We start from the raw sequence: 24,477 nt of genomic DNA, 5'->3' as shown, positions 1-24,477 counted from the left end.
TTATTTTAATGTTATATCATTTCTTTTAGAAGCGAATGCCTGCCGATACAACCAAGGCATTCTGATGAGCTGTCTGGAGGTAATGGTCGTACTGCCATGACAGCTTGATGAATGGCAAAAACTGACGAGCGACCAACAGAGGAACTTCCACATCCGCCCCCACGTTCCAACGGTCATGGGCTAAATACTCATTTGTATGAACGATTGGTTGCATCATCGCAGAGTTGTCCTCCGACAAGAAACTATCATCATTGTTTTTCTTGATAGCCCACTCATAACCGCCATGCACATTTGCCATCAACAGGCACTTGCCCACTTTCACCTTCCCGTCCAACAGCAAAGAGGTTGCCACTGCTGCATATCTTAATCGACGATAAGGTTCTTGATATTTCTCAGAATAGCCCATATAAGCCAACTTCCACTTACCTCCACAAGAAGACTTGCCGGAAAGAACGTTTTGGTAGAAAGTCTCCATCCCAATCCTGGACTGTGCAGAAGTATAAAATTCTGCAGAAGCTATTTGAGGATAAATGTTGTCTTGAGCTGTTCCAAAAATATTCTCAGTACCAAACTTGCGGTAAATCTCGCCATCCAAGTTGGCTCCATAATACTGATGTCCATCATTCATCAAGTAACCTACCGTACCATGAAAACGGTCGCTCTCCAAAGTTGCCATCGGAAGCTCGTTGAGCGTGGATATGATCTTGTCGATGTTGGTATATTCATACTCCGCTTGCGCAAACCATCCCCTCTGATCTTTTTGCGAATACGTCAACATACCCCCTACTCCATAGCCCTTATAGTAAGTGGATGTATTGACACCACGAAAACGATAGTAATCATTGCCCAAGCCTGTGAGATGATAAATGGTTGGCACAGACACTTCATTGTAGAGTTTCAGTTCATTGGTTTGCTTGTACTTACGAGCTGTCACAGCTGCGCCTATCGAGTGTAAGCCACCCAAGAGATACGAGATACCCACTTTCGCACGCAAGTCACCTGTAAGGTTCTTGGGACGAGGGTCACGAGTACGGTATTCCATTCTGGCTGTATATTCACCTTCCGCACCTATCGTCCACTTCTTGTCCAAAGGATAGGAGAAACCACCCATGAAGTGGTAAAACTCCTGCTGGGTCTTTCCGCCCACAGTATCAGCCATCAAATAAGGATAGAGTAAATCAAAATCCGTGGTTTCATTGTAACGAACGTTGCGAGTACTACCGTTCACATAATAGGCATTTCCCCAAAGTGTAGCCTTTCCCTTATGCAAATAAGCATCCACATCAGCAAAAACTCTACTATGCCCATCTCCCTCTTCCCATCTCTCAGGAGTAGTGGCATGACGATAGTCGTACCCCACATTCAGCGTATTCAACGAATGCTGATAATGAAACGACTGCATGGCAGGATTCAAGAAGACAGAAGCATTCATACCATCTCGAAGTAGGGTATGCTCGAAGACCTTGCCCACCAAGTTCGCCTCTTGTGCTCCGACATGACTTGTCGCCAATATTATCATTGCCATGAAATAATATTTTTTCTTCATACTTATTCTTCTTGCTTATTTCTTAGATTGAATACCATCGTATGTCTCAGTCGTTGCCTTCGTGCCCTGTGCATCAATGGCAGAATGCTGCATCTCGATGATCGAGGGAATACACTCTGTGTTGAAATCTTCCGTAGAATTATTGGTATCCTTCAAATGCATCGTGCCATCTGCATTGAGATAGAGCATCTTGCGACGAATGCTACGGAAGTAACGAGTTTTGTCTTTGTCAATCTTGCCCACGTGTGTCCAACCTGCATCGATGGATGGCGGTAAGATATTCCACAAGCGCTTAGCCTCCACACTACAGTTGACTCCATCAATAATCCAAGCATTCGGCATCTTGTAAGCATCTTGTTGCATAGGGAAAGTACCTGCTGGAAGATACATCGTATATTTATAGGTATATCTATATTTCTTCAAGTATTCCTCTTTGTCGATTGGAATGCGAGCCAAGGCAAACGACGTAAAGCCACGGTTGTGAAGCACATAAAACGACTCTGTATAGCAATACCATTTATCCAAATTAGGCACCGTAGGACTATCTATGTCCATGTGATCAGGATGGATGGAGACGTCATACCATTCAAAATCAGCATGACTCAAGTCGAATGAGTTTGGATTTGCCGTACGGTGATCGATGCCTGTATCACACAGAATCATGGAATGACCCGGCAAGACAGGATGGTCATGTCCACTACCAGGAACCACATACAAAGACCAGATGGTCATTGTGTCCTTACGAATATCTGGAGTATATTCAAAGTATTGCGTAGATTTGAACTTAGACTCGCAGAAAGCCAAGCCATCGGCATAGAGCACATGGTCGGTATTATTGTATATCTTAATATAGCTATCACCATAATACTGCAAGCCTGAAGATCGCAAGGTGCCAGAGAAGAAGATTTCCTCAAAAATGAAGTCATCGTTCTCTGCAGAGAGATAGGTCTCAATCGAAATATTCTTGGTCTCCCCTGTTACCTCCACATTCTCTGCCTTACCTGTCAAGATACCTTTACTTTCTGTTTCCTCTCCCTCAGAGTTCTTGGCTGTATATATGACATTGGCAGAATAGACGCAGTCGTAAAGTCCCTCCAGTAGGCTGACATTCTTCAAATCGTCCAAAACAGTTACCTTACCCGTAGATAAATTGGTCATCTTCAAGGTTTGGTCCACAACCTTCAGGTTTTCAACTCCTTCCGGCATGGATATACTAAACTCCGAGTTGGTGTGTGGAATATCAGACGTTTGGTCTTCACAAGCCAACAAGAACAAACTCACCACCCCAAAGACCAATAACCATATTGTTTTTGTTACGTTTCTAAAATCTTTCATCTTCTTACACCTTATTATATTATATAGTAAAACCTGCTTCAACACCAAAATAGGGCGAAGCATTTCTACGAATCACTCTTCCGTTGGCTGTATAATCTGGCAAATAATCCAAAATTTTATTAGCAAAGAAAGAAAGACGCATATACCTACCTATTTCCTTAGTCACCTTCAGATTGACAACCATAGACATCGGTACCGTAAAAGCCTTAAATTGATCATCGTTATAGGTTCTTGCCAACTGTAACAGATAAGGATCATTCAGGCTTTCTTCCGTATAGTCATGAAGTTGTCCATCCTCCGAAGAAATATAGGCTATTGGCATACCATTCTTCTTCATCTGCTTGGTACGAATCATCCACATACACTGCACAGAAGTGGTGAAGATAAGTTTCCACTCTGGTATCTGGGTGTCAAAAGTGACATTGGTATTCAAGCGGTCATTTTCTCGGCCATCGTTCCAGTCATAAAGCCCCACATACTTATCCCTAACCGTCTGTCCATTGACTACCGTACTGACGGCATCAAACATCGGTTGGCTATTGGTATATTGGGTATGAAACCAAGCCCCTGTCACATTCACACGAGTTTTGAGACAATGAATACGCTGGGAAGTGAAAGCCAACTCGATGCCCTGCTTCACCAATTTACTGCCATTAGAAACCTGCTGATACCCATCCAACACTCTACGATTCTCGTATGGAAGTGTGGTATAATCCACACCGGCTTTCATTTGGCTCACGTCATAAGAACGGTAGTCATACACACCATAGATAGAAGAATAGCGGAAGCCCGAAGTCATCGACTCACGGAAATAATCCACGGAAAAGCGATTGTCGTTCCAATCCACATCCAAACGAATCTCCCACTTATAATTTCGTGCAGGCTTTATCTGATAATTAGTAGGATCTTGCACATATGTATGCACAACAAACTTACTATCTTGCGTAGGATTCTCCGTATCATAATAAGCCATGCAGATAAAGTTACTATAATACTTATCTGGATAGAGATAATTGAGCGTAGGCATCTTGGTAGTGATACCATATCCTCCATTCAACGAAATAGACATAGGTTTACCTCCCACATCAAACTTCGGGAAATGCCAAGCGAGATTGGTACGAGGGTCGACATAATACTTACCACTCATATCATACTTACTATCCAAGCCCAAAAGTGTATTCAAGCGAACACCAGCCATCAGTTCTATCTTACTCATGCCTATATTCGCTTTCATTAATTCTTCTGCAAAGAAAGAAAAGTTTTGCAAAGCAGGAATATCGGAATATTTACGAGGACGAGAACTCCAACCGCTTACACTCAAAGGTCTGTGCATATCATACACCTGTCCACGTCCAAAGTTCTTAGCTATATCCCAGTTGGCACCTATCTTGATGGTATGGACGGTATGGGTAGTTTTGAATCCCATTACACCTTTGGCTTTGACGTAGGCATTAAAAGGCTTTCCGTCACAAAGATAGTTGGCTGTATATTCCGCAAACACAGCTTGTGCCTCGTTCTCACCATCCGTCCAGGAGAGAGGCACGATGCCGTAACGCTGAGGTGCCACCAAACGAGTTTGGTGCAAGCGGTCGAGCTGAAGGCTTACCAATGTATTGACATCCACTTCCTTGAACCAAGACTTCGGCATCTTCAAGTTGAAACTATTAGTCAATGCCAATCTACTAAAAGAAGACTTATATTCCTCCACATTGCCATAGTTGATATCAGGGTCACTCTTACTGTCATCAAAAGAACCTGAGTAATCAAAAGCGGAGTTATATTGCCAAAGATACTTCTTATCATTTTCACCTCGCAAGGTATAACGCAATGAACCTGTTACACGTTTATAGTTCTCGAAGTTGTCGGTAGGATCTATCTTAGAGTCCATGTAACCTAAATCAACATTCAAGATAGAGTTGCCAGCACTATTGAGAGCCAAACCTTTGCCCAAAGAGAAGAGCTTACTGTAGCCATCAGCCTTGAAACGGGCTGTCAATGGGATAGCACGACGAATCTTCTTGATTTTCACCAATCCACTGGTTAAATTACCATACTCCACGGAAGGAATGCCACGTACCACCTCCACGCTCTCGATGTCATCGGTTGAGATAGAACGCATATCCACACCTCTATTGGTTATGTTGCGATTATTTTCTAACGTAGAAGAACTAGTTGAAGACTGCGTATCCGACAATGGGGAATATTGCATGTTGGCATCGGTGGAGATAGGAACACCATCTACCATAAACTGAGTTCCTAAAGAAGAAATCGAATAATTATTGTTTTTGGTAGTAGAACCATAAGCTCCCATCGTACCTGTCTCACGAAGGGTTATCGTGTTTGCCTCTCCCATGTTCGGATCTTTGGCATAGCCACCAGGAAGGAGTTCCATAAGATCGGCTATACTGTTCGGCTGGAGATGAGTCATCGCATCTCTACCTATTACAGATGAGGTCACAGGACCATTGCTGGCACGAGCTGTCACCACCACCTCGCCAAGAGCAGCAACATCCTGGCACAAGCGATAAGTGGCACCATTATGAAATGGCACATCCAAAGACTTGTATCCCACATAACTGATACGTATGATACTTCCTTCTGTCGTATTGTTCAAACGAAACTGACCATTGATATCCGTGACTGTCGCTATTTTTTTAGAGCCTTTCAACGTCACTGTCGCCCCTATGATTGCCTCTTGAGTCTTACTATCAATGACCTTTCCTGTCAAATTTTGAGCCTCAGCCATCACCACAAAAAGCAATAGCAAGAGGGTACTAACCATCCTTCTCATCTTACCTTGATGCTTTTACCTTTTTTATATGATATAGAATTCCGGCTGCAAAGATATGAAGAAAAGGAAAAACATACAATACCTAAAAGTAGGTAATTTAGAATATGTCTAAAAAGAAAACGGACTCTCAGAAGAGAGCCCGTTACATTATAATTGCTTCATCGACAGGGCGATACGTTTGCGCTTCAGGTCGACTTCTGTCACCCTGACCATCACGTGCTCATGGAGTTTTACCACTTCTGAAGGGTCGCTCACATAGCGGTTGGCCATTTGTGAGACATGAACCAAACCGTCATTGTGGACACCTATATCAACAAAGGCACCAAACTTAGTGATGTTGGTCACGATGCCCGGTACTACCATGCCTACTTGCAAGTCCTCAATGGTCTTGATGGAGGCATCAAACTCAAACTTCTCTACCTCGCCTCGTGGGTCGAGTCCGGGTTTGTCGAGCTCGGCCATGATATCAGTAAGCGTAGGCATGCCTACTTCGCCACTCACATACTTCCGTATGTCTATCTTTTTCTGCAAGGCTTTGTCCTCCACCAGTTGCTTTACCGTCACACCCTGATCTTTGGCCATGGTCTCTACAAGAGAGTAACGCTCCGGGTGAACGGCGCTGTTGTCCAATGGATTTCTTGCTCCTGGGATGCGGAGGAAACCGGCACACTGCTCATAAGCCGAAGGACCTAAACGCGGCACTTTCTTCAATTGGGCTCGAGAGGAGAATGCACCATTCTCACGACGATACTCCACAATATTCTTCGCCAATGTGGGACCAAGACCACTCACATAGGTGAGCAGATGCTGAGAGGCTGTATTGAGATTGACACCCACCGAGTTCACGCAACTCATCACTACCGAGTCGAGACTCTTCTTCAACTGACTCTGGTCCACATCATGCTGATACTGCCCCACTCCGATACTCTTGGGATCGATCTTCACCAACTCAGCCAAAGGGTCCATCAGTCTTCTGCCGATAGAAACCGCTCCACGCACCGTCACATCCTCATCAGGAAACTCCTCGCGGGCAATCTTAGAGGCAGAATAGATAGAGGCTCCATCCTCACTTACCACATAGACATCTACCGGATGCTCAAAATCTATCTCGTTCAGCCACTCACTGGTTTCCCTGCTTGCCGTTCCGTTGCCTACCGCCATGGCCTCAACCTGATACTGGCGCACCATGCGCTTCATGGCAGCAGTGGCCTCCATGCGCTTGCTGCGGGGAGGATGCGGATAGACGATCTCATGATGCACAAGATTGCCCTGGGCGTCAAGACATGCAGTCTTGCATCCATTGGCAAAGCCTGGGTCGACAGCCATGACACGCTTCTGTCCAAGAGGTGCTGCCAAGAGCAACTGGCGCAGGTTCTCTGCAAAGACAACGATTGCCTCCTCATCGGCCTTCTGCTTGCTCTGAGCTGCAAACTCAGTCTCGATACTGGGTTTCAACAAGCGCTTGAATGCATCATCGACAGCCTCGCCTACCAGAGCCTGGCACTCGCCAAAGCCATGAACATAATGACGTTTCAGTTTGGTGATGCAAGTTTCTTCATCTGCAGATATGCTGACACGCAGGAAACCTGCCGCCTCTCCACGACGCATGGCCAACAAACGATGGGAAGAACAACGTTTCAATGGTTCCGAGAAGTCGAAATAATCGGAGAAGCGCTGGGCATCTTCCTCGTCTTTCTTCTTTGCCACCACCTTGGAAGTAATGATGGCGCCACGACGGAACTCACCTCGTATCTGGTTGCGGCTCTGCTCATTCTCGCTTACCGTCTCGGCTATAATGTCCTTAGCTCCCTGGAGCGCAGCCTCTACATCGCTCACCTTGTCACCCACGAACTTGCGGGCAGCCTGCTCGGGATTACGTTCGCGCTGAAGCAGGAGGAGCTGTGCCAACGGTTCAAGCCCCTGTTCGCGAGCCACCTGTGCACGAGTACGACGCTTGGGTTTAAAAGGCAGATAGATGTCTTCCAGCTCTGTGGCGTCCCAACAGTTGTCGATGCGCTGCTGCAACTCTGCCGAAAGTTTGCCTTGATCGCCGATGGTCTTCAGGATGGTTTCCTTGCGCTTCGCCATCTCCTTATATTTCTCGTTGGCCTGAGCCACCGCCTCTATCTTCACCTCGTCCATGTTGCCGGTTTTCTCCTTACGGTAGCGGGAGATGAAGGGAATAGTACAACCTTCCTCAAGCAACTCTAATGTATTTTCGACAGCCTTCTCGCTCAAAGCAAGAGCGGCCGCAATCATCTTTGAAAATGGATTCATTTCTTGCATTTATTTATTGTAATGCAAAGATACAAGAAAAAAGTCGCAAAGACAAATCTCCTTGCGACTTTTTCTGTTTTTAGCATTACTTATCATTACTTCTTGATGGTAAACTCGAACTTCAATCCTCCTTCGGGCAGATTGGCTGCCCGAATGGTTCCTCCATGCAGCAATACCGAGTTTTTCACGATGGCAAGTCCCAGCCCTGTACCTCCCATCTTACGGCTGCGCCCCTTGTCCACACGATAGAAACGCTCAAAGATGCGAGCCAAATGCTCCTGAGGCACTCCCTGTCCGTTGTCTCGGAAAATGAAATGCCACTTATTGCCAACCTCTTTGCCTTCCAGGGTGATGGTTGTTTCTTCACCGGCATAGGCTATGGCATTATCGGTAAGGTTGCGGAAGATGCTGTAAAGCAGACTTCGGTTTCCCTTCACCACGATGCGCTCGGGCAACAGGTTATGAAAACTCATCTTGCGCTCCTCGCGCTCAAGGGCGGTTTCTCTCATGATGTCGCTGGCCAACTGAGTGATGTCTACCGCCTCGAAATCTATCATGTCGGAACCATCGTCCAGACGGTTGAGTGTAGAAATATCACGCAAGAGCGAAGTGAGTCTTTCACTCTGGGCATAACAGCGCTGCAAGAACTGCTGCTTCATTTCTTCGCTGATACGGGGATTGTCGATAATAGTCTCCAAATAGCCCTGTATGCTTGCCACTGGTGTCTTCAACTCGTGGGCAATGTTCTGGGTAAGCTGCCGTTTCAGAATATCCTGTTCCTTGCGCGTGGTCTGTATTCTCTTGTACATCTTGATGATACGCTCGGCAATCTCGCCCAGCTCATCATTGGGGAAAGTCGCCAGGTCTTCTATCTCAAGACTCTCATTATGGTCGGCTTTATAGGCGAAGATGCGCAACTTGGCCACATTCTTTCCCAAGCGATGCATAAACCGATAAAGCACAATGGTAAGGAGTATGATAGCAAAGATGGCAAACCAGATGTAATGCTGGTCGGCCTTCAACGACTTGGAGAGATCGTTGTTATAAGGCAAAGCGCTTCGGATAATAATGGAATCGGCAGGAAAATAAGTGGCCACATAGAAGTAATCATGCTTCAGGGTTTTCGACTGTCGCTCAACACTCGAGCCCAATCCTGTCCTCAAAGCTTCCTGTATCTCCTTTCGGTTAATGTGATTGGAGAAATGATCGAAGTCGTTTCGCATATTGTCGTACACCACCTTGCCATTAGGGCGTATCAGAGTAATACGCAAGTCCTTACTCTCGTGTTCTCTTATAAAAACATTCAGCTTGTCGCGTGCCACATCTACTGCCTTTCCGCTGCTGTCGCTCAGAATGATTCCCTTGTCGTGAGCCAACGACAAATCTTCCTCTAAAAGGGCATTGTAGTTGCTCAACTTCAACGTGAGCGTGCTTATCTTGAACTGCTTCTCGCGAGCCTGCTGAAAGATGATAAAGCTGACTGCGAACACCAAGAACACAGCCAACACCACGAAATAGAGCCGACGCCCAAGCTTCGACTTTTTTTCTTTAAATTCATACATATCTCCACCTTATTATATTATGCGTCGAAATAATAACCGAATCCCAAACGGGTAACGATACACTTGGCAAACTTGCCTATCTTCTTGCGCATACGTGTGATGTTGACATCCACCGTACGGTCGAGAACCAACACATCCTTGGGCCATACGCGGTCGATGAGTTCCTGACGCGAGAAGACTCTTCCGCGCTCCTCCAACAACAGACGAAGCAACTCAAACTCAGTCTTGGTGAATGGCACGTCCTCTCCGTCCACACTCACCGACTTTTTGTCGAGATTGAGCAACAGGCCCTGATAACTGATGACTGCCGGTTCCTCTGCTCCTTCCAACCTGCTGGCTGTACGGCGCAACACGGCACGCACCCTAACCATTACCTCACGGATAGAGAATGGTTTGGAGATATAATCATCGGCACCCAGGTTGAAGCCTGTCACCGTGTCGTTTTCCGTATCACGAGCTGTAAGGAAGATAATAGGAATATGGGCCGTCACCTCACTGTTCTTCAGTTGCTTGGCAAGCTGAAAACCGCTCATTCCTCCCATCATCACATCGAGGAGCAAGAGATTGTAAGACGCAATGTCTTTCTCCAAAGCCTCTTCTGCCGAATTGGCGGTCTCTACCTGATAACCTTCAGTCTCAAGATTGAACTTCAGGATTTCACAGAGATCCTGCTCGTCGTCGACTACTAATATTCTGCTGTCTTTTTCGTCCATAATCGAAACATTTAATATTACGGGGGCAAAGTTACAACTTTTATTTTGTAACATGCGTTACATTTGATTACAATTCTGTGTCATTTTACCAAAAAGCAAAAGGGGGGAACCTACCATCCCTGGCCAGTTCCCCCATATATATAGTTCTCAAAACACTTTCCTATTGCTAAACACTTAATTTTATTCAAAAAACGAGAAGAGAATAACATAGCAAAGAACACACATCGCCAGCGAAATGCATCCCATGTAAGAGTAAATAAAAAAATACGTGGTACTGGTTTTACGGATTCACTCTGACTCTTTACTAATCTAACCCAAAAGAAAGGCCGAGCGAAAAAAACTCAAAACCACCTTTTACTAATACAACTTACATCTATATGAATTCTCAAAATTCTTATCAATGGTTTCGCAACCATTCCATTATCTGACTGCAAAATTACAAAAAAAAGCAATACAAAGCTCTTTTTTAGGTGGAAAAATTGAGTTTTACGGGTATTTTTTAACTTATTTAATGTTTTTACCCCCTAATACAACTACTAAGTACCTCCAAAAACATCTATAAGCCTTTACTGGCGCTATTGAGCTGTAAGTACCTCAACCTTCGCAAATAGAGAAGTGGAGTATATAAATAGTGCGCAAGGATGCACCTGCAGATGCTTTTAATTCTTTGTCCATTTGTTTTTAGTACTACAGAAAATTGTGTTTTAAGTTAGCTAAATCTATGTTCCAAAGTTTAGAACACAAGTTCGATAGTTTAGAACACAAGTTCTAAAGTTTAGAACATAAGTTCGATAGTTTAGAACATAGATTTTTATAGGCTAAAAAACATTTACTCTAACTGCTTGTCCTACTGAGCACACCAAAGACCAACAATAAGAAAGTAAAACAGACCCTGCAAAAATAAAAAAGAGAAGAAAAAGAAGAAAAGGAGACTAAATGTATAATAATGTGGCAAAAAAAAGAACAAACCGCCAGATTTTATTTTTTTTTAGCACAATGTTGCTAAATTAGCTACTAAAAAATTTCTTTGATTAATTCCTTATTCTTAATTTTGCAATCGATAATACAATATACACTTAATTATTTCAGAAAATGGCAAAATATGGTATTAACGCCTTGGTCATTGGCGAACGAATAAAACAGGAACTCAAAAAACAAGGCAAAACTTCAGTTTGGCTCGCAGAGCAACTTGGTTGCCATCGTACCAATATATATAAGGTGTACGAAAGAGCCACAATAGATACAGGACTGCTGTTCCATATCAGCAAGCTCCTGAGTTTTGATTTTTTCAAACTATACTCAGAATTACTTACACATCCTCAAGAGAGGGGATAAATAGACAGTTATAATTTTCCTAGAATAACTTGCAGAGTCCGCAAGGACAAAGCGAAAGTGAGATTTGCCGTGAGGCAAGTCTCACTTTTTTATTGTCCTATAAAAAAAGAGGTAGTACTTACTTTGCCAATGTAAGCACTACCTCTTTAGGAGCTACTATTTATATTCTTATTCTATCATGATTATGCCAAGCGCTTCTCAAGGCGCTCACGAATGGCAGCAATAAAGCCAGCAGAATTGACTGCCTTGGCCTCTACACCTTCCATCAGGTTGACAAGGTCCTTGGTGGCTATTCCGTCATTCAGTGTATCGAAGCAGGCTGCCTCAAGTTGATCGCCAAATTGCTGAAGAGCTTTGTTGCCATCCAGCTCACCACGCTTTCTCAGCGCTCCACTCCAGGCGAAGATGGTTGCCATTGGGTTGGTGGATGTGTCCTCACCCTTCAGATAACGATAGTAGTGGCGTGTCACGGTACCATGAGCTGCCTCGTACTCGTACTTGCCATCGGGCGAAACCAAAACGGAAGTCATCATAGCCAACGAACCGAAAGCTGTGCTGAGCATATCGCTCATCACGTCGCCATCATAGTTCTTACAAGCCCAGATAAAGCCTCCCTTACTGCGGATAACACGAGCCACAGCATCGTCTATCAGAGTATAGAAATACTCTATGCCCAACTCGGCAAACTTCTCTTTATAGTCACTCTCGTACACCTCCTCGAAAATCTTACGGAACTGTGCGTCATAGGTCTTGGAGATGGTGTCCTTGGTGGCAAACCAAAGATCCTGCTTGGTGTCGATAGCAAACTTGAAACAGCTATGTGCGAAGCTGCGGATACTCTTGTCCGTGTTGTGCATGCCCTGAATAACACCAGCACCATCAAAGTTGTGGATTTCCACCTCTTGCTTCTTTCCACTCTTGCCCTCGAACACGAGTTTAGCCACTCCTGGCTCATCGGCACGAATCTCTACACTCTTGTAGACATCACCATAAGCATGACGGGCAATGGTGATAGGCTTCTCCCAGTTCTTCACACATGGGTGGATGCTTGGAATGGTGATAGGTGCACGAAATACAGTTCCGTCCATGATGCTTCGGATGGTTCCGTTAGGACTTTTCCACATTTTGTGCAGCTTGTATTCATCCATACGCTGGGCATTAGGAGTAATCGTGGCACACTTTACTGCCACACCATATTTCTTGGCAGCCTCAGCAGAGTCGATGGTCACCTGATCGTTGGTCTGATCACGATAGGGCAAGCCCAAGTCATAATACTCAGTCTTGAGGTCGACGAAAGGCAATATCAGTTCATCCTTAATCATCTTCCACAGGATGCGAGTCATCTCGTCACCGTCCATCTCCACCAAGGGAGTTGTCATTTGAATCTTTTCCATAAGCTTTCTCTTGTTTTTTTGATAATTTGCTTGCAAAATTACGAATAATATTTTAAAGAGAAACATATTTTCGTGTTTTTCTTTCACAATGCCACGTTTTTGTTGCGTATCCGGTTATTTTGAAGAATACTTCTTTGAACTTTCTATCACTGAATAAGTCTGTACAAGAGGCGAAGGTTGGCAATACAAAGTCGCTGGTTGACGGCATCGTCTGAAAACCATCAGAGGAGCAAGCGCAAAGTGTCGAGATATTCATCTACTCCGGCATCATTCATTCTGCTCCACACATCACCCAAGAAGGCGGCACCGCCAAAGCCCCAGGCTTTGATTTGCGGAATATGCGAAGAAGTAATGCCTCCCAACGCCACAACCTTATGGTCGATTGTACCGGCAACATGAGCCTGCTGCAAGTCGTTGTCGGTAAAGGAAGCCGAATATCCCTGCTTGGAGATACTGTCGAAGATGGGACTCAGAAAGACATAATCGCAATGTGGCTTTGCTGCCACAACCTCGTCGAGGCAATGACAGGAACAAGACACATGCCCACGAAAACCCTCTGGGACATCGGGGCAACGACGGTTGAGATGAATGCCAAGAAGAGAGTACTCTGCGGCCAAAGAGAAATGTTCATGCACCACAATCCTGTTGTGCCAACGGCAAGGAACCTCGCTCAGCAAATGCCGGCAGTCCTCATACGAAGCCCCCGGCTTACGCAGATGAAGCACATCCAGACCATGACAGAAAAGTCTGTCAATAAAAAGAGCCTCTCCCGACAGGAAGTCAGGAGAGGTTATCACGATCCATTTCATCCAGAACAGAAATTACTTCTTCAACTTAGCGATGATAGCATCAGCCACCTTCTTACCAGAAAGCAACATACCACCGAAGATAGGTCCCATGCGTGGAGTGCCGGCAACAGCAGAAGAGGCCATACCGCATACATAAAGACCTGGATAAACCTCACGGGTTCCCTCTACTACCATGCGCTCGCCTTCTATCACATCCAGTGAACGCTCACCGATAACACCACCCGTAGCAGTATCCAACTTGATTCCGTTCTTGCGGGCAACAACCTTGCACATCTCGCTGTCGTGACCCGTTCCGTCGATAACATACTTCGACATGATGTTGAGAGGATCTACGTGCAAGCCTTCACGAAGCACTGGAGTCCAGTTGACAACCACACCACTTACCACATCATTCTTGAAGATGACGTCCTCTACCGAGTAGCAGTTGAAAATAGTTGCACCAGCATGTACTGCATGATAAAGCAGCGAAGAGGTACTCTCCACAGAGTCGATAGTGTAAAGACCATCCTCGAAAGTCTCGTAGTTGATATCGAAGTCCTTTACGATGTGCATAGCCTCTTCCTGAATGACAATCTGGTTGAACATCATGGCACCGCCCCACATGCCGCCACCAGGAGAGAGTTTGCGGTCAAACTGAGCTACCTTCAATCCTGCCTTAGCCAGATAATAAGCAGCAACAATACCAGAAGGACCTCCGCCAACAATGGCTACATCGAGATCGAGATTACGCTGAAGTTTGTCAAAATAGGTACTGATAATACCTTTGGATACTTGTGTTTCAATCATTTTTTTTTAGTTTTTTATTTTTTGAAATAAGTTGATTCTAAATTCTCATTGCTCTCTGTTGCATTACAGAGTGTGCGTTTATTCTCCTTTACGTTCCTCGCAGCTCTTCAATGAATGACTGATGCGGGCAGCACAGAAGTTGGGACCGCACATGGTGCAGTAATTGGCATCTACGCTGTTGCTCGTCTTGTAGAACTCCAGCGCACGCTCTGGGTCGAGCGAGAGGTTGAACTGGTCTTTCCATCTGAAGTCATAACGGGCCTTGCTCAGCGCGTTGTCACGTACAGAGGCTCCTGGATGTCCCTTAGCCAAATCGGCAGCATGGGCAGCTATCTTGTAGGTTACCACACCTGTGCGAACGTCTTCCTTCTCTGGTAAGGCAAGGTGCTCCTTCGGAGTAACATAGCAGAGCATGGCTGTACCATACCAGCCTATCATCGAAGCACCTATGGCAGAGGTGATGTGGTCATAGGCGGGAGCTATATCGGTTACAAGAGGGCCCAATGTATAGAAAGGTGCTCCGTGACATTTCTCTATCTGTCGCTCCATGTTCTCCTTGATCTTGTGCATAGGCACATGACCCGGCCCCTCGATAAACGCCTGTACATTCTTTGCCCAGGCACGCTCCACCAACTCGCCCATCGTGTCGAGTTCGGCAAACTGGGCTGCATCATTGGCATCGTAGGTTGAACCAGGACGCAAGCCATCGCCCAACGAGATGGCAACATCGTACTTGGCACAGATATCACAGATATCATCAAAGTGCTCGTAGAGGAAACTTTCCTTCTGATGCACCTTACACCATTTCGAGATGATGCTTCCGCCCCGGCTCACGATACCTGTAAGACGAGTATCCGCCAAGTGGATATTCTTCAGACGGATGCCGCAGTGGATGGTGAAATAGTCCACTCCCTGCTCACACTGTTCGATAAGGGTGTCGCGGAACACTTCCCATGTCAGGTCTTCTGCCTTGCCGTCCACTTTCTCGAAAGCCTGATACATAGGCACCGTACCTACTGGCACAGGACAGTTGCGCAATATCCACTCTCGGGTCTCATGAATATCATTGCCCGTAGAAAGATCCATCAGCGTGTCGCCACCCCACTTGCAACTCCACACGGCTTTCTCCACCTCTTCCTCGATTCCGGAAGTTGTGGCAGAGTTGCCTATATTGGTATTGATCTTAACCAGGAAGTTGGTTCCTATAATCATAGGTTCCGACTCAGGGTGTTTCTTGTTGGCAGGAATAACGGCTCTTCCCTCGGCAATCTCCTTGCACACAAACTCTGGAGTGATGTGAGTCTTGATGCCCAGCTCCTCGCAGTTCATATTCTCGCGGATAGCCACGTATTCCATCTCCTCTGTGATGATACCTTTCTTGGCGAAATACATCTGAGTCTCACCCTCCTTGCGGTTCTCTATCCATGACTGACGCAAACGGGGCAAGCCTTTGTTCAGGTCTATTTCCACATTGGGGTCGCTATAGCAACCACTCGTATCATAGATATAGACAGGGGTATTGGGTTCCTCGTGGCGCACATCGCCCTCGAAAGTAACCGTTGGAGTAAGGCGCACCTTACGCATGCCCACTCTGATGTCGGGGTAGAGTTTTCCCTTGAGATAAACCTTCTCTGAGGAAGGATAGTCAAACTTGATTTTTGTCTTCATTTATAAGTTGTATTAGTTTGTAATCACATGTCATTGTCCGTAGCCGAGATAAAGAGTCTCATCTCTTCTACAGGATTCTCCGCATTCAGGATAGCTCCGCTTACCGCTATTCCTGTCACGCCAGTCTGCATGATGGCAGGAATATCCTGGTGCAGAATTCCTCCAATGGCGACGATGGGGAGCTGAATGTCATGAGCCTTCATCTGTGCCGTGATGTCCCGATAACCCTCCAGACCCAGCACTGGCGACAGGTTCTTCTTGGTAGTGGTAAACCGGAAAGGACCACAACCTATGTAGTCGGCTCCCTGACGAGAAAGCCGCTCCACATCTTCGAAGGTATTGGCAGTGCCTCCGATGATTTTGTTTCGTCCCAACATCTTTCGAGCCTCATCTACAGGCATGTCGTTCTTGCCAAGATGCACTCCGTCGGCACCAGTAAGCCCCACCCACTCCACATGGTCGTCGAGAATGAATGTGGCATGATATTCATCGCATAATCTTCTTATCTTCTTTGCCGCCCGAAGGAAATCTATTTCCATAGCGTCCTTCATGCGCAACTGAATCCAACGACATCCGCCCTGCAAAGCCAGCTTGGCGCCTTCTACATGGTCGTAACGCTCATTGGAATGGGTTATAAACTGTATCATATTCTTTGTTTGTTTTTGTTTGTTTTCGTATCTTATGAGGGTTTTCGCTTAGTTGCGAAGAAAATATAAATTGGCTTTTTCTTTACCGAATCTTCAATTTCTCGGGGTTGAAGAAATGGTCGACAGGACCGTGTCCTTTTCCTATCTCCACTTCCTTGCCTGCCTCTATGGCTTGCGACAGATAATCCTTGGCTTGAGCTATGGCCTGACACATGTCCAAGCCACGGGCCAAGAACGAGGCAATAGCGGAAGAGAGTGTGCAACCTGTGCCATGAGTATTGCGGGTTTCTATCGTGGCATGCTCGTAGACTTCGGTTCTGCCATCGGCAAGATAGAGTTTGTCTATTTTCCTGTCGCCTTCCAAGTGCCCGCCTTTTATCAGAACAGCCTCACAGCCTAACGACAGGATGCGCAGGGCCGCCTGATCCATGTCGTCTGCCGTCTGTATTGAGGTATGAGAAAGTACGGAAGCCTCGGGAATATTGGGTGTCAGCAAGTTGGCCATCGGCAAGAGTTGCCGACAGAAGACATCGAGAGCATCTTGCTGCATGAGCATAGAACCGCTGGTCGACACCATAACGGGGTCGACAACAAGTGTAGTTCCAGGATAAAGTTTCAGCGTATCGGCAATGGTCTGGATAGTGGCCTTATCGTTCACCATTCCTATTTTGACAGTATTGGGCTGTATGTCGTCCATCACAGCCTTGATCTGACCTGCCAAAATTTCGGGTTCTATGGCTTGAATGGCCTGAACGCCCTGCGTATTCTGTACAGTAACAGCAGTAATGGCCGATGCCGCATAAACGCCCAATGCCGACATGGTCTTGATATCAGCCTGTACGCCTGCTCCTCCACAACTGTCGGAACCGGCAATGGTCAATGCACAAATATACCTCATTTCAATCTACATTTTTCTTTAGAAGAAGAGGCGCACACACACGTACCTTACCAATAAAAGATAATACGGAATAGAAATATCCCTGCGGCAGCATTATCTGCGTCAGGTTCTATGGGTATAATCTCAGCAGCACAACCGTGCAGCACCCCTTATTTCTTGTTGTTGATTTATTATTTTCGCTTACAAAGATAAGCAATAATCGGCAACGAGCCAACTATTCACGGATAATTTAAGATTTATTCAAGAAAAGAAAAAGGCGCATCGCAAGTAAAAACCTACGGCACGCCTTAAAAAGATATATCTTAATTCTTCAGTTTACTTCTCCTCTGGAGCCTTGTCGATGAGATCCATGAACTGGTCGAGCTTAGGAGTGATGATGATCTGAGTGCGACGGTTGCGCATCTTGCCCACCTCAGTATCGTTGGTTGTCACAGGGTTGTACTCACCACGGCCACCTGCTGTGAGGCGCTTAGGAGATACGCCGAAGTGCTCCTGCAGATACTGTACTACAGATGAAGCACGCAGAGCTGAGAGGTCCCAGTTATTGCGGATGTTCTTCATCTTAGGACTTGTGGTGCTTACAGGTACATTATCGGTATTACCCTCTACCAATACATCGTAGTCCTTATAGTCCATGATGATCTTGGCAATCTTGCTCAGAGTCTCCTGTGCGCGGCTGTTTACCTCATAGCTTCCACTCTGATAGAGCATATTGTCGGCCAAAGAGATGTAAACCACACCCTTGAGTACCTGTACGTCTACTTCCTTCAACTCTTCCTTGCTCAATGAGCGGGTCAGGTTGTTGGTAAGCACCATGTTGAGTGAGTCGCTCTTGCTCTTCACCTCTACCAAGTGACGGATGTACTGGTTAGACTCGTTAATCTGGTCAACGAGCTTCTCGATGCTGATATTGTTCTGGTTGGCGTTGTTCAAACTCTTGTCGAGAGCTGTCTGCATAGAAGAATAGTCCTTCTTCATCTGTGCGAGCTGATCCTCGAGAGTAGTAACGCGAGCCTGTGATGCAGCGAGTTGCTCCTTGGCTGCCTGATAATTACCGGTCAGTTCCTTATTCTCGGTCTGACAATTCTGTAACTCTTTTTTGCTGGCGCAGCTTGTTGCAAGCAGAGCGCCTGCCATTGCGATAATCGCTAAAGTCTTTGTCTGTTTCATATTCTTCTCGTTTATTTTTTGCTTAGATGATAAAATTAAGTTTTTGTAAAGGGTCTTCCTAAACATTAAATACATGCTTCTTTCATTGTGCAAAGTTATGAATAAGACTGGAATAAAAGCCTTTTGTCAAATCCATTTATGGAATTTTAACCACCTTTGAGCCTTTTCTTCTCATTTTTAACGATTTAACACGAATTATGGTCCTTTCTTCATTCACTTTTTCTATCGACAGAAGGCTTCATAGAAGACTCATCCCGGTCATAATAGACGGCAAGGGCTGGTCGTAATAGATGACCGATGCCAGTCATAATAGATGACCGATATCGGCCATCATAGAGACTCCGGCCTGGCCGTCTATGAAGACTGACTACATCCTGCAGAAAAAGAGCGCTGTACATCAAAAACGGGGCAGAAGAAATGCGAAAGTTTGATAAAAAACAAAAAAAACGAGCTTTCTCTTTGTTATCTCTCCTTTTTACACTAACTTTGCAGTCGAAAAGAAATACATTAACAATAAAAAGAGAAAGACTAAGTATGATTCTTTTTTTCAGAACTCCATCCAAGAGTGTGATAGCGACCGAGATTGACCACAAACCATCTCAGGACGAGATCAATGAACTTTGTTGGCTTTATGGTGACGCAACATTAGAGGACGCCCAGCAGTTGCAGGGCTTCTTTGTGGGTCCACGCCGTGAAATGATTACTCCCTGGAGTACGAATGCCGTTGAGATAACTCAGAACATGAGTCTTAACGGCATTTCGCGTATTGAGGAGTACTTCCCCGTAGAAAGCGAGGACGCTGAGCACGACCCTATGCTGCAGCGCATGTACAACGGAATAGACCAGAATGTGTTCACCGTCAACCATGAGCCTGAACCCATCAAGTACGTAGACGACCTCGAGAAGTACAACGAAGAGGAAGGCTTGGCTCTCAGCGAGGACGAGATGGCTTATCTCCACAAGTTGGAGAAAGAGAACGGACGTCCTCTTACCGACAGCGAAATCTTTGGCTTTGCACAGATCAACTCTGAGCACTGCCGCCACAAGATCTTCGGCGGACAGTTTATCATCGACGGCAAGGAGATGGAGTCTTCTCTTTTCAATATGATCAAGAAGACCACCAACGAGAACCCCAACAAGATTCTCTCTGCCTACAAGGACAACGTGGCCTTCTCGCAGGGTCCTGTCATCGAGCAGTTTGCTCCTGCCGACCAAACTACAAGCGATTTCTTCCAGGTGAAGGACATCGAGAGCGTGATTTCGCTGAAGGCCGAGACTCACAACTTCCCTACTACTGTAGAGCCTTTCAATGGTGCTGCTACAGGTACTGGTGGTGAGATCCGCGACCGTATGGGTGGTGGTGTAGGCTCATGGCCTATCGCAGGTACTGCCTGCTACATGACTGCTTATCCTCGTCTGAAGGACGACAACGGCAAGAGCGACATCGAGCGCGACTGGGAAGACATCATGCCAGTGCGCAAATGGCTCTATCAGACTCCAGAGCAGATCCTTATCAAGGCATCTAACGGTGCTTCCGACTTCGGTAACAAGTTCGGTCAGCCTCTTATTACCGGTTCTGTGCTTACCTTCGAGCACGAGGAGAATGGTGAGAAGTATGCTTATGACAAGGTTATCATGCTTGCTGGTGGTGTTGGCTACGGCAAGAAGCGTGATTACAAGAAGGGAGAGCCACAGAAGGGCAACAAGGTGGTCGTTGTAGGTGGCGACAACTATCGCATCGGTCTCGGTGGCGGTTCTGTTTCTTCTGTAGATACTGGTCGCTACAGCAACGGTATCGAGTTGAATGCGGTTCAGCGTGCCAACCCTGAGATGCAGAAGCGTGCTTACAACTTGGTTCGTGCACTCGTTGAGAACGACGAGAACCCTGTAGTCAGCATCCACGACCACGGTTCTGCAGGTCACTTGAACTGTCTCTCTGAGTTGGTAGAAGAGTGCGGTGGCGAAATCGACATGGCTAAATTGCCTATCGGTGACAAGACTTTGAGCGCCAAGGAAATCATCGCCAACGAGAGTCAGGAGCGTATGGGCTTACTCATCGACGAAAAATATATCAGCGAGGTTCAGAAGATTGCCGACCGTGAGCGTGCTCCTATGTACGTGGTAGGTGAGACCACTGGCGATGCTCACTTCAGCTTCAAGCAGGCTGACGGCGTGAAGCCATTCGACCTCGACGTAGCTCAGATGTTCGGTCATACTCCTAAGACTGTAATGGTCGACGAGACCGTAGAGCGCAAATATGAGGATGTAACTTATTCTGCCGACAACCTCGACGAGTACTTGCAGCGTGTTCTCCAGATGGAGGCTGTGGCTTGTAAGGACTGGTTGACCAACAAGGTGGACCGCTCCGTAACGGGTAAGATTGCCCGTCAGCAGTGCCAGGGTCAGATTCAGTTGCCACTCTCCGACTGCGGTGTTGTAGCTCTCGACTACCGTGGCGAGAAGGGTATCGTAACAGCAATGGGTCATGCTCCTCAAGCTGGTTTGGCTGATCCTAAGGCTGGTTCTGTACTCTCTGTAGCAGAGTCATTGACCAATATCGTTTGGGCCCCATTGGCAGATGGTATGGACAGCATCAGCCTCTCTGCTAACTGGATGTGGCCTTGCCGCAGCCAGAAGGGTGAGGATGCTCGTTTGTACGAGGGCGTGAAGGCATTGTCAGACTTCTGCTGCGCCATCCACGTGAACGTACCAACAGGTAAGGACTCGCTCTCATTGACCCAGCAGTATCCTAACGGCGAGAAGATCATCGCTCCTGGTACCGTTATCGTAAGTGCTGGTGGTGAGGTTTCAGATATCAAGAAGGTGGTTAGTCCTGTTCTCGTCAACGACAAGAACTCAAGCCTCTATCACATCGACTTCAGCTTCGACGAGCAGCGCCTCGGTGGTTCTGCCTTCGCTCAGAGCTTGGGCAAGGTGGGCAGCGATGTTCCTACCGTGAAGAACCCTGAGTACTTCGTTGATTGCTTCAATGCTGTACAGGAACTCATCAACCGTGGTTGGGTAATGGCAGGTCACGATATCAGCGCCGGTGGTTTGATTACCACTCTCCTCGAGATGACATTCGCCAACGTAGAGGGCGGTATGAAGATCAACCTCCATGACATAGCCGACAAAGACATCATCAAGACTCTCTTCGCAGAGAACCCAGGTGTTGTCATCCAGGTAAGCGATGCTCATAAAGATGAACTCAAGGCATTCCTCGAGGACAATGGCATCGGCTATGCCAAGATTGGTTATCCAGCTCCAGAGCTCCGCAAGATCATCATCAAGAAGGATGGCTTCGAGCACGAATTCGATATTGACGCCCTGCGCGACAACTGGTACAAGACTTCTTACCTCCTCGACCGCAAGCAGAGCATGAATGGCATGGCTAAGAAGCGCTACACCAACTATAAGAAGCAGCCTATCGAGATGAAGTTCAGCTATAGCTTCAAAGGCACACTGGCAAGTTATGGTCTCGATGCCAACCGCCGCAAGCCATCTGGTATCAAGGCAGCAATCATTCGTGAGAAGGGAACCAATGGTGAGCGCGAAATGGCTTACTCTATGTACCTCGCTGGCTTCGACGTGAAGGACGTGATGATGACCGACCTTATCAGTGGTCGTGAAACTTTGGAGGATGTGAACTTCATCGTATTCTGCGGTGGTTTCTCTAACTCCGACGTTCTCGGTTCTGCCAAGGGTTGGGCTGGTGCATTCCTCTACAATCCTAAGGCTAAGGAGGCACTCGACAAGTTCTATGCCCGTGAGGACACTCTTTCACTCGGCATCTGTAACGGTTGCCAGTTGATGGTAGAACTCAACCTCATCAATCCTGAGCACAAGCATCGCTCACACCTATGCCACAATACCAGCAAGAAGTTTGAGAGCACATTCCTGGGTCTGACCATTCCTCAGAACGACAGCGTAATGTTTGGCAGCCTCAGCGGTGATAAGTTAGGTATCTGGGTAGCTCACGGCGAGGGTCGTTTCTACCTTCCTGAGCCAGAGGATCACTACAATGTGATTGCGAAGTACAACTATGCTGAGTATCCCGGCAATCCTAACGGCAGTGACTACAACGTGGCAGGTATCTGCTCTGCAGATGGTCGCCACCTGGCAATGATGCCACACTTGGAGCGTGCCATCTTCCCATGGCAGAACGCCTGGTATCCGGCAGACCGTCGCAACGACGAGGTAACTCCTTGGATTGAGGCATTCGTCAATGCACGCCAGTGGATTGAAGAAAGAACTTTGAAAAAGTAAAAAGGTAAAAAGGTAAAAAATGAATAATAGCGTAAGTTATCTTACATTATTTAAAACATTTACGAAGATTGGCATAGTCACCTTTGGGGGTGGCTATGCCATGATTCCTATTATAGAATCCAAAGTCGTTGACAAGCATCATTGGATGACGAAGGAAGAGTTTCTCGATGCCATCGCTGTGACACAGACTTGTCCGGGAGCCCTGGCCATCAACATGAGTTCCATGCTGGGATATAAGTTGGCAAAAACTCCAGGAGCCATCATCTGCACTCTCGGAGCCTCACTTCCCTCTTTCCTTATCATATTGGCCATCGCCATGTTCTTCCATCAGTTCGAGGACAACAAGGTTGTGGCAGCATTGTTTGCCGGCATTCGTCCTGCAGTCGTTGCCCTGATAGCCGTCCCTACATTCTCACTTGCCAAGAGTGCACACATCACTTTTGCCAACTGCTGGATTCCCATTCTGTCTGCCATGCTTATCTGGCTTCTGCACGTCAACCCCATCTGGGTCATCATTTCCGCAGCCGCAGCTGGCTACATTTACGGCAAGTTCATACTGCCTACAGAATGAAACCTCTGCTTATATATAATAAGGTGTAAGTCTTCAGAAAAGATGAATCTTCCAAGGTATAGATTTGTCTATTATCGATTCTTAATTATCTATTGATATGATTTTTCTTCAGCTTTTCCTCGTTTTTATCCAGATTGGCATCTTCGGTTTCGGAGGTGGCTACTCTATGATTTCCCTCATACAGGGACAAGTAGTAACACAATACCACTGGATGACGATGCAAGAGTTTACTGATGTCGTTGCCATTTCGCAGATGACACCAGGTCCCATTGGCATCAATGCTGCTACTTATTGTGGCTATACTGCTGTACAAAATGCAGGCTTGAGCGAATCAATGGCCATATTGGGAAGTGCTGTAGCTACATTTGCCTTGGTTCTTCCCTCCTTTATTTTGATGATTCTTATCAGCAAGATGCTGTACAAATATATGAACACCACTGCCGTACAGAGTATTTTCATCGGTCTTCGCCCCGCCATAGTTGGGCTCGTAGGAGCTGCAGCCCTGCTCTTGATGAACCAAGAAAACTTCTCATCTCCTGCCGACCCCTGGCGATTCTATATATCTATCGCGCTCTTCCTTGCCACCTTCTTTGGTGTCAAGTTTGTCGGCATCAACCCCATCCGCATGATATGCTACTCTGCTTTTGCCGGATTGCTGTTGCTGTATTAACAGAGATCAATTTCTCCGAAACTGAACGAACATTCAATA

General features: G+C 46.4%; 17 protein-coding genes and 1 riboswitch. Of the genes, 4 read left to right on the top strand and 13 right to left on the bottom strand.

The window, feature by feature from the left end:
• Positions 1 to 25: 25 nt before the first annotated feature.
• The 6 genes from P3T48_RS01130 to phoB all read right to left on the bottom strand — a co-directional run bounded on the left by P3T48_RS01130 (position 26) and on the right by phoB (position 10,224).
• Positions 26 to 1,525, bottom strand: a complete 1,500-nt coding sequence (locus P3T48_RS01130; protein WP_276505295.1) for a DUF6850 family outer membrane beta-barrel protein — start codon at positions 1,523 to 1,525, stop codon at positions 26 to 28.
• Positions 1,526 to 1,561: 36 nt separating this feature from the next.
• Positions 1,562 to 2,881 carry a DUF4876 domain-containing protein gene (locus tag P3T48_RS01125; protein WP_158463069.1) on the bottom strand — a complete coding sequence of 440 codons (1,320 nt, stop codon included), beginning with the start codon at positions 2,879 to 2,881 and terminating at the stop codon, positions 1,562 to 1,564.
• A gap of 19 nt (positions 2,882 to 2,900) precedes the next feature.
• On the bottom strand, positions 2,901 to 5,672 hold the full coding sequence (locus P3T48_RS01120) for a TonB-dependent receptor (RefSeq protein WP_276505294.1): 2,772 nt from the start codon (positions 5,670 to 5,672) through the stop codon (positions 2,901 to 2,903).
• A gap of 147 nt (positions 5,673 to 5,819) precedes the next feature.
• Positions 5,820 to 7,949, bottom strand: a complete 2,130-nt coding sequence (locus tag P3T48_RS01115) for a Tex family protein (RefSeq protein WP_276505293.1) — start codon at positions 7,947 to 7,949, stop codon at positions 5,820 to 5,822.
• Positions 7,950 to 8,044: 95 nt separating this feature from the next.
• The gene (locus P3T48_RS01110) at positions 8,045 to 9,511 is read right to left on the bottom strand and encodes a sensor histidine kinase (protein WP_276505292.1); all 1,467 of its coding nucleotides are present in this window, start codon (positions 9,509 to 9,511) and stop codon (positions 8,045 to 8,047) included.
• Positions 9,512 to 9,528: 17 nt separating this feature from the next.
• Complete coding sequence (gene phoB / locus P3T48_RS01105) at positions 9,529 to 10,224, bottom strand: two-component system response regulator PhoB (RefSeq protein WP_217757944.1); 696 nt, start codon at positions 10,222 to 10,224, stop codon at positions 9,529 to 9,531.
• 1,092 nt (positions 10,225 to 11,316) lie between these two features.
• Between phoB and P3T48_RS01100 the strand changes: the two genes are divergently transcribed.
• Complete coding sequence (locus P3T48_RS01100; protein ID WP_022251645.1) at positions 11,317 to 11,559, top strand: helix-turn-helix domain-containing protein; 243 nt, start codon at positions 11,317 to 11,319, stop codon at positions 11,557 to 11,559.
• 182 nt (positions 11,560 to 11,741) lie between these two features.
• On the opposite strand, the gene P3T48_RS01095 is transcribed toward P3T48_RS01100, so the two are convergent.
• The 7 genes from P3T48_RS01095 to P3T48_RS01065 all read right to left on the bottom strand — a co-directional run bounded on the left by P3T48_RS01095 (position 11,742) and on the right by P3T48_RS01065 (position 18,931).
• The gene (locus tag P3T48_RS01095) at positions 11,742 to 12,953 is read right to left on the bottom strand and encodes an NADP-dependent isocitrate dehydrogenase (RefSeq protein ID WP_022251644.1); all 1,212 of its coding nucleotides are present in this window, start codon (positions 12,951 to 12,953) and stop codon (positions 11,742 to 11,744) included.
• A 221-nt stretch (positions 12,954 to 13,174) separates the two neighbouring features.
• Positions 13,175 to 13,762: a thiamine phosphate synthase gene (locus tag P3T48_RS01090; protein WP_276505291.1), complete on the bottom strand. Its 588-nt coding sequence runs from the start codon at positions 13,760 to 13,762 to the stop codon at positions 13,175 to 13,177.
• Positions 13,763 to 13,774: 12 nt separating this feature from the next.
• Positions 13,775 to 14,548: a sulfide-dependent adenosine diphosphate thiazole synthase gene (locus tag P3T48_RS01085; protein WP_022251642.1), complete on the bottom strand. Its 774-nt coding sequence runs from the start codon at positions 14,546 to 14,548 to the stop codon at positions 13,775 to 13,777.
• A gap of 78 nt (positions 14,549 to 14,626) precedes the next feature.
• Complete coding sequence (gene thiC / locus P3T48_RS01080) at positions 14,627 to 16,216, bottom strand: phosphomethylpyrimidine synthase ThiC (RefSeq protein ID WP_276505290.1); 1,590 nt, start codon at positions 16,214 to 16,216, stop codon at positions 14,627 to 14,629.
• 23 nt (positions 16,217 to 16,239) lie between these two features.
• The gene (locus tag P3T48_RS01075; protein WP_022251640.1) at positions 16,240 to 16,863 is read right to left on the bottom strand and encodes a thiamine phosphate synthase; all 624 of its coding nucleotides are present in this window, start codon (positions 16,861 to 16,863) and stop codon (positions 16,240 to 16,242) included.
• 82 nt (positions 16,864 to 16,945) lie between these two features.
• Positions 16,946 to 17,761, bottom strand: a complete 816-nt coding sequence (gene thiD / locus P3T48_RS01070) for a bifunctional hydroxymethylpyrimidine kinase/phosphomethylpyrimidine kinase (RefSeq protein ID WP_276505289.1) — start codon at positions 17,759 to 17,761, stop codon at positions 16,946 to 16,948.
• Between the two features lie 62 nt (positions 17,762 to 17,823).
• Positions 17,824 to 17,921, bottom strand: a riboswitch (TPP riboswitch).
• Positions 17,922 to 18,076: 155 nt separating this feature from the next.
• A complete protein-coding gene (locus tag P3T48_RS01065; protein WP_276505288.1) occupies positions 18,077 to 18,931 on the bottom strand; it encodes an OmpA family protein in 855 nt (284 codons plus the stop codon).
• A 534-nt stretch (positions 18,932 to 19,465) separates the two neighbouring features.
• Here P3T48_RS01065 and purL point away from each other — a divergent pair.
• The 3 genes from purL (at position 19,466) to P3T48_RS01050 (ending at position 24,438) form a co-directional block, all read left to right on the top strand.
• Positions 19,466 to 23,197, top strand: a complete 3,732-nt coding sequence (purL, locus tag P3T48_RS01060) for a phosphoribosylformylglycinamidine synthase (RefSeq protein ID WP_276505287.1) — start codon at positions 19,466 to 19,468, stop codon at positions 23,195 to 23,197.
• A gap of 19 nt (positions 23,198 to 23,216) precedes the next feature.
• On the top strand, positions 23,217 to 23,768 hold the full coding sequence (locus tag P3T48_RS01055) for a chromate transporter (RefSeq protein WP_276505286.1): 552 nt from the start codon (positions 23,217 to 23,219) through the stop codon (positions 23,766 to 23,768).
• Between the two features lie 97 nt (positions 23,769 to 23,865).
• Positions 23,866 to 24,438, top strand: a complete 573-nt coding sequence (locus P3T48_RS01050) for a chromate transporter (protein WP_276505285.1) — start codon at positions 23,866 to 23,868, stop codon at positions 24,436 to 24,438.
• Positions 24,439 to 24,477 lie beyond the last annotated feature (39 nt).

Origin of the sequence: Segatella intestinalis, from assembly GCF_029348455.1 — a bacterium.
Taxonomy (GTDB): Bacteria; Bacteroidota; Bacteroidia; order Bacteroidales; family Bacteroidaceae; genus Prevotella.
This window is presented reverse-complemented; position numbering and strand designations above follow the sequence as displayed.

Bases quoted from the DNA above. Each gene is read 5' to 3' on its own strand.
- P3T48_RS01095 (WP_022251644.1), bottom strand. From the start codon at position 12,953: ATGGAAAAGATTCAAATGACAACTCCCTTGGTGGAGATGGACGGTGAC.
- phoB (WP_217757944.1), bottom strand. From the start codon at position 10,224: ATGGACGAAAAAGACAGCAGAATATTAGTAGTCGACGACGAGCAGGAT.
- thiD (WP_276505289.1), bottom strand. From the start codon at position 17,761: ATGAGGTATATTTGTGCATTGACCATTGCCGGTTCCGACAGTTGTGGA.
- P3T48_RS01065 (WP_276505288.1), bottom strand. From the start codon at position 18,931: ATGAAACAGACAAAGACTTTAGCGATTATCGCAATGGCAGGCGCTCTG.
- P3T48_RS01075 (WP_022251640.1), bottom strand. From the start codon at position 16,863: ATGATACAGTTTATAACCCATTCCAATGAGCGTTACGACCATGTAGAA.
- P3T48_RS01090 (WP_276505291.1), bottom strand. From the start codon at position 13,762: ATGAAATGGATCGTGATAACCTCTCCTGACTTCCTGTCGGGAGAGGCT.
- P3T48_RS01050 (WP_276505285.1), top strand. From the start codon at position 23,866: ATGATTTTTCTTCAGCTTTTCCTCGTTTTTATCCAGATTGGCATCTTC.
- P3T48_RS01120 (WP_276505294.1), bottom strand. From the start codon at position 5,672: ATGAGAAGGATGGTTAGTACCCTCTTGCTATTGCTTTTTGTGGTGATG.
- purL (WP_276505287.1), top strand. From the start codon at position 19,466: ATGATTCTTTTTTTCAGAACTCCATCCAAGAGTGTGATAGCGACCGAG.
- P3T48_RS01100 (WP_022251645.1), top strand. From the start codon at position 11,317: ATGGCAAAATATGGTATTAACGCCTTGGTCATTGGCGAACGAATAAAA.
- P3T48_RS01125 (WP_158463069.1), bottom strand. From the start codon at position 2,881: ATGAAAGATTTTAGAAACGTAACAAAAACAATATGGTTATTGGTCTTT.
- P3T48_RS01110 (WP_276505292.1), bottom strand. From the start codon at position 9,511: ATGTATGAATTTAAAGAAAAAAAGTCGAAGCTTGGGCGTCGGCTCTAT.
- P3T48_RS01085 (WP_022251642.1), bottom strand. From the start codon at position 14,548: ATGATTGAAACACAAGTATCCAAAGGTATTATCAGTACCTATTTTGAC.
- P3T48_RS01115 (WP_276505293.1), bottom strand. From the start codon at position 7,949: ATGAATCCATTTTCAAAGATGATTGCGGCCGCTCTTGCTTTGAGCGAG.
- P3T48_RS01130 (WP_276505295.1), bottom strand. From the start codon at position 1,525: ATGGCAATGATAATATTGGCGACAAGTCATGTCGGAGCACAAGAGGCG.
- P3T48_RS01055 (WP_276505286.1), top strand. From the start codon at position 23,217: ATGAATAATAGCGTAAGTTATCTTACATTATTTAAAACATTTACGAAG.
- thiC (WP_276505290.1), bottom strand. From the start codon at position 16,216: ATGAAGACAAAAATCAAGTTTGACTATCCTTCCTCAGAGAAGGTTTAT.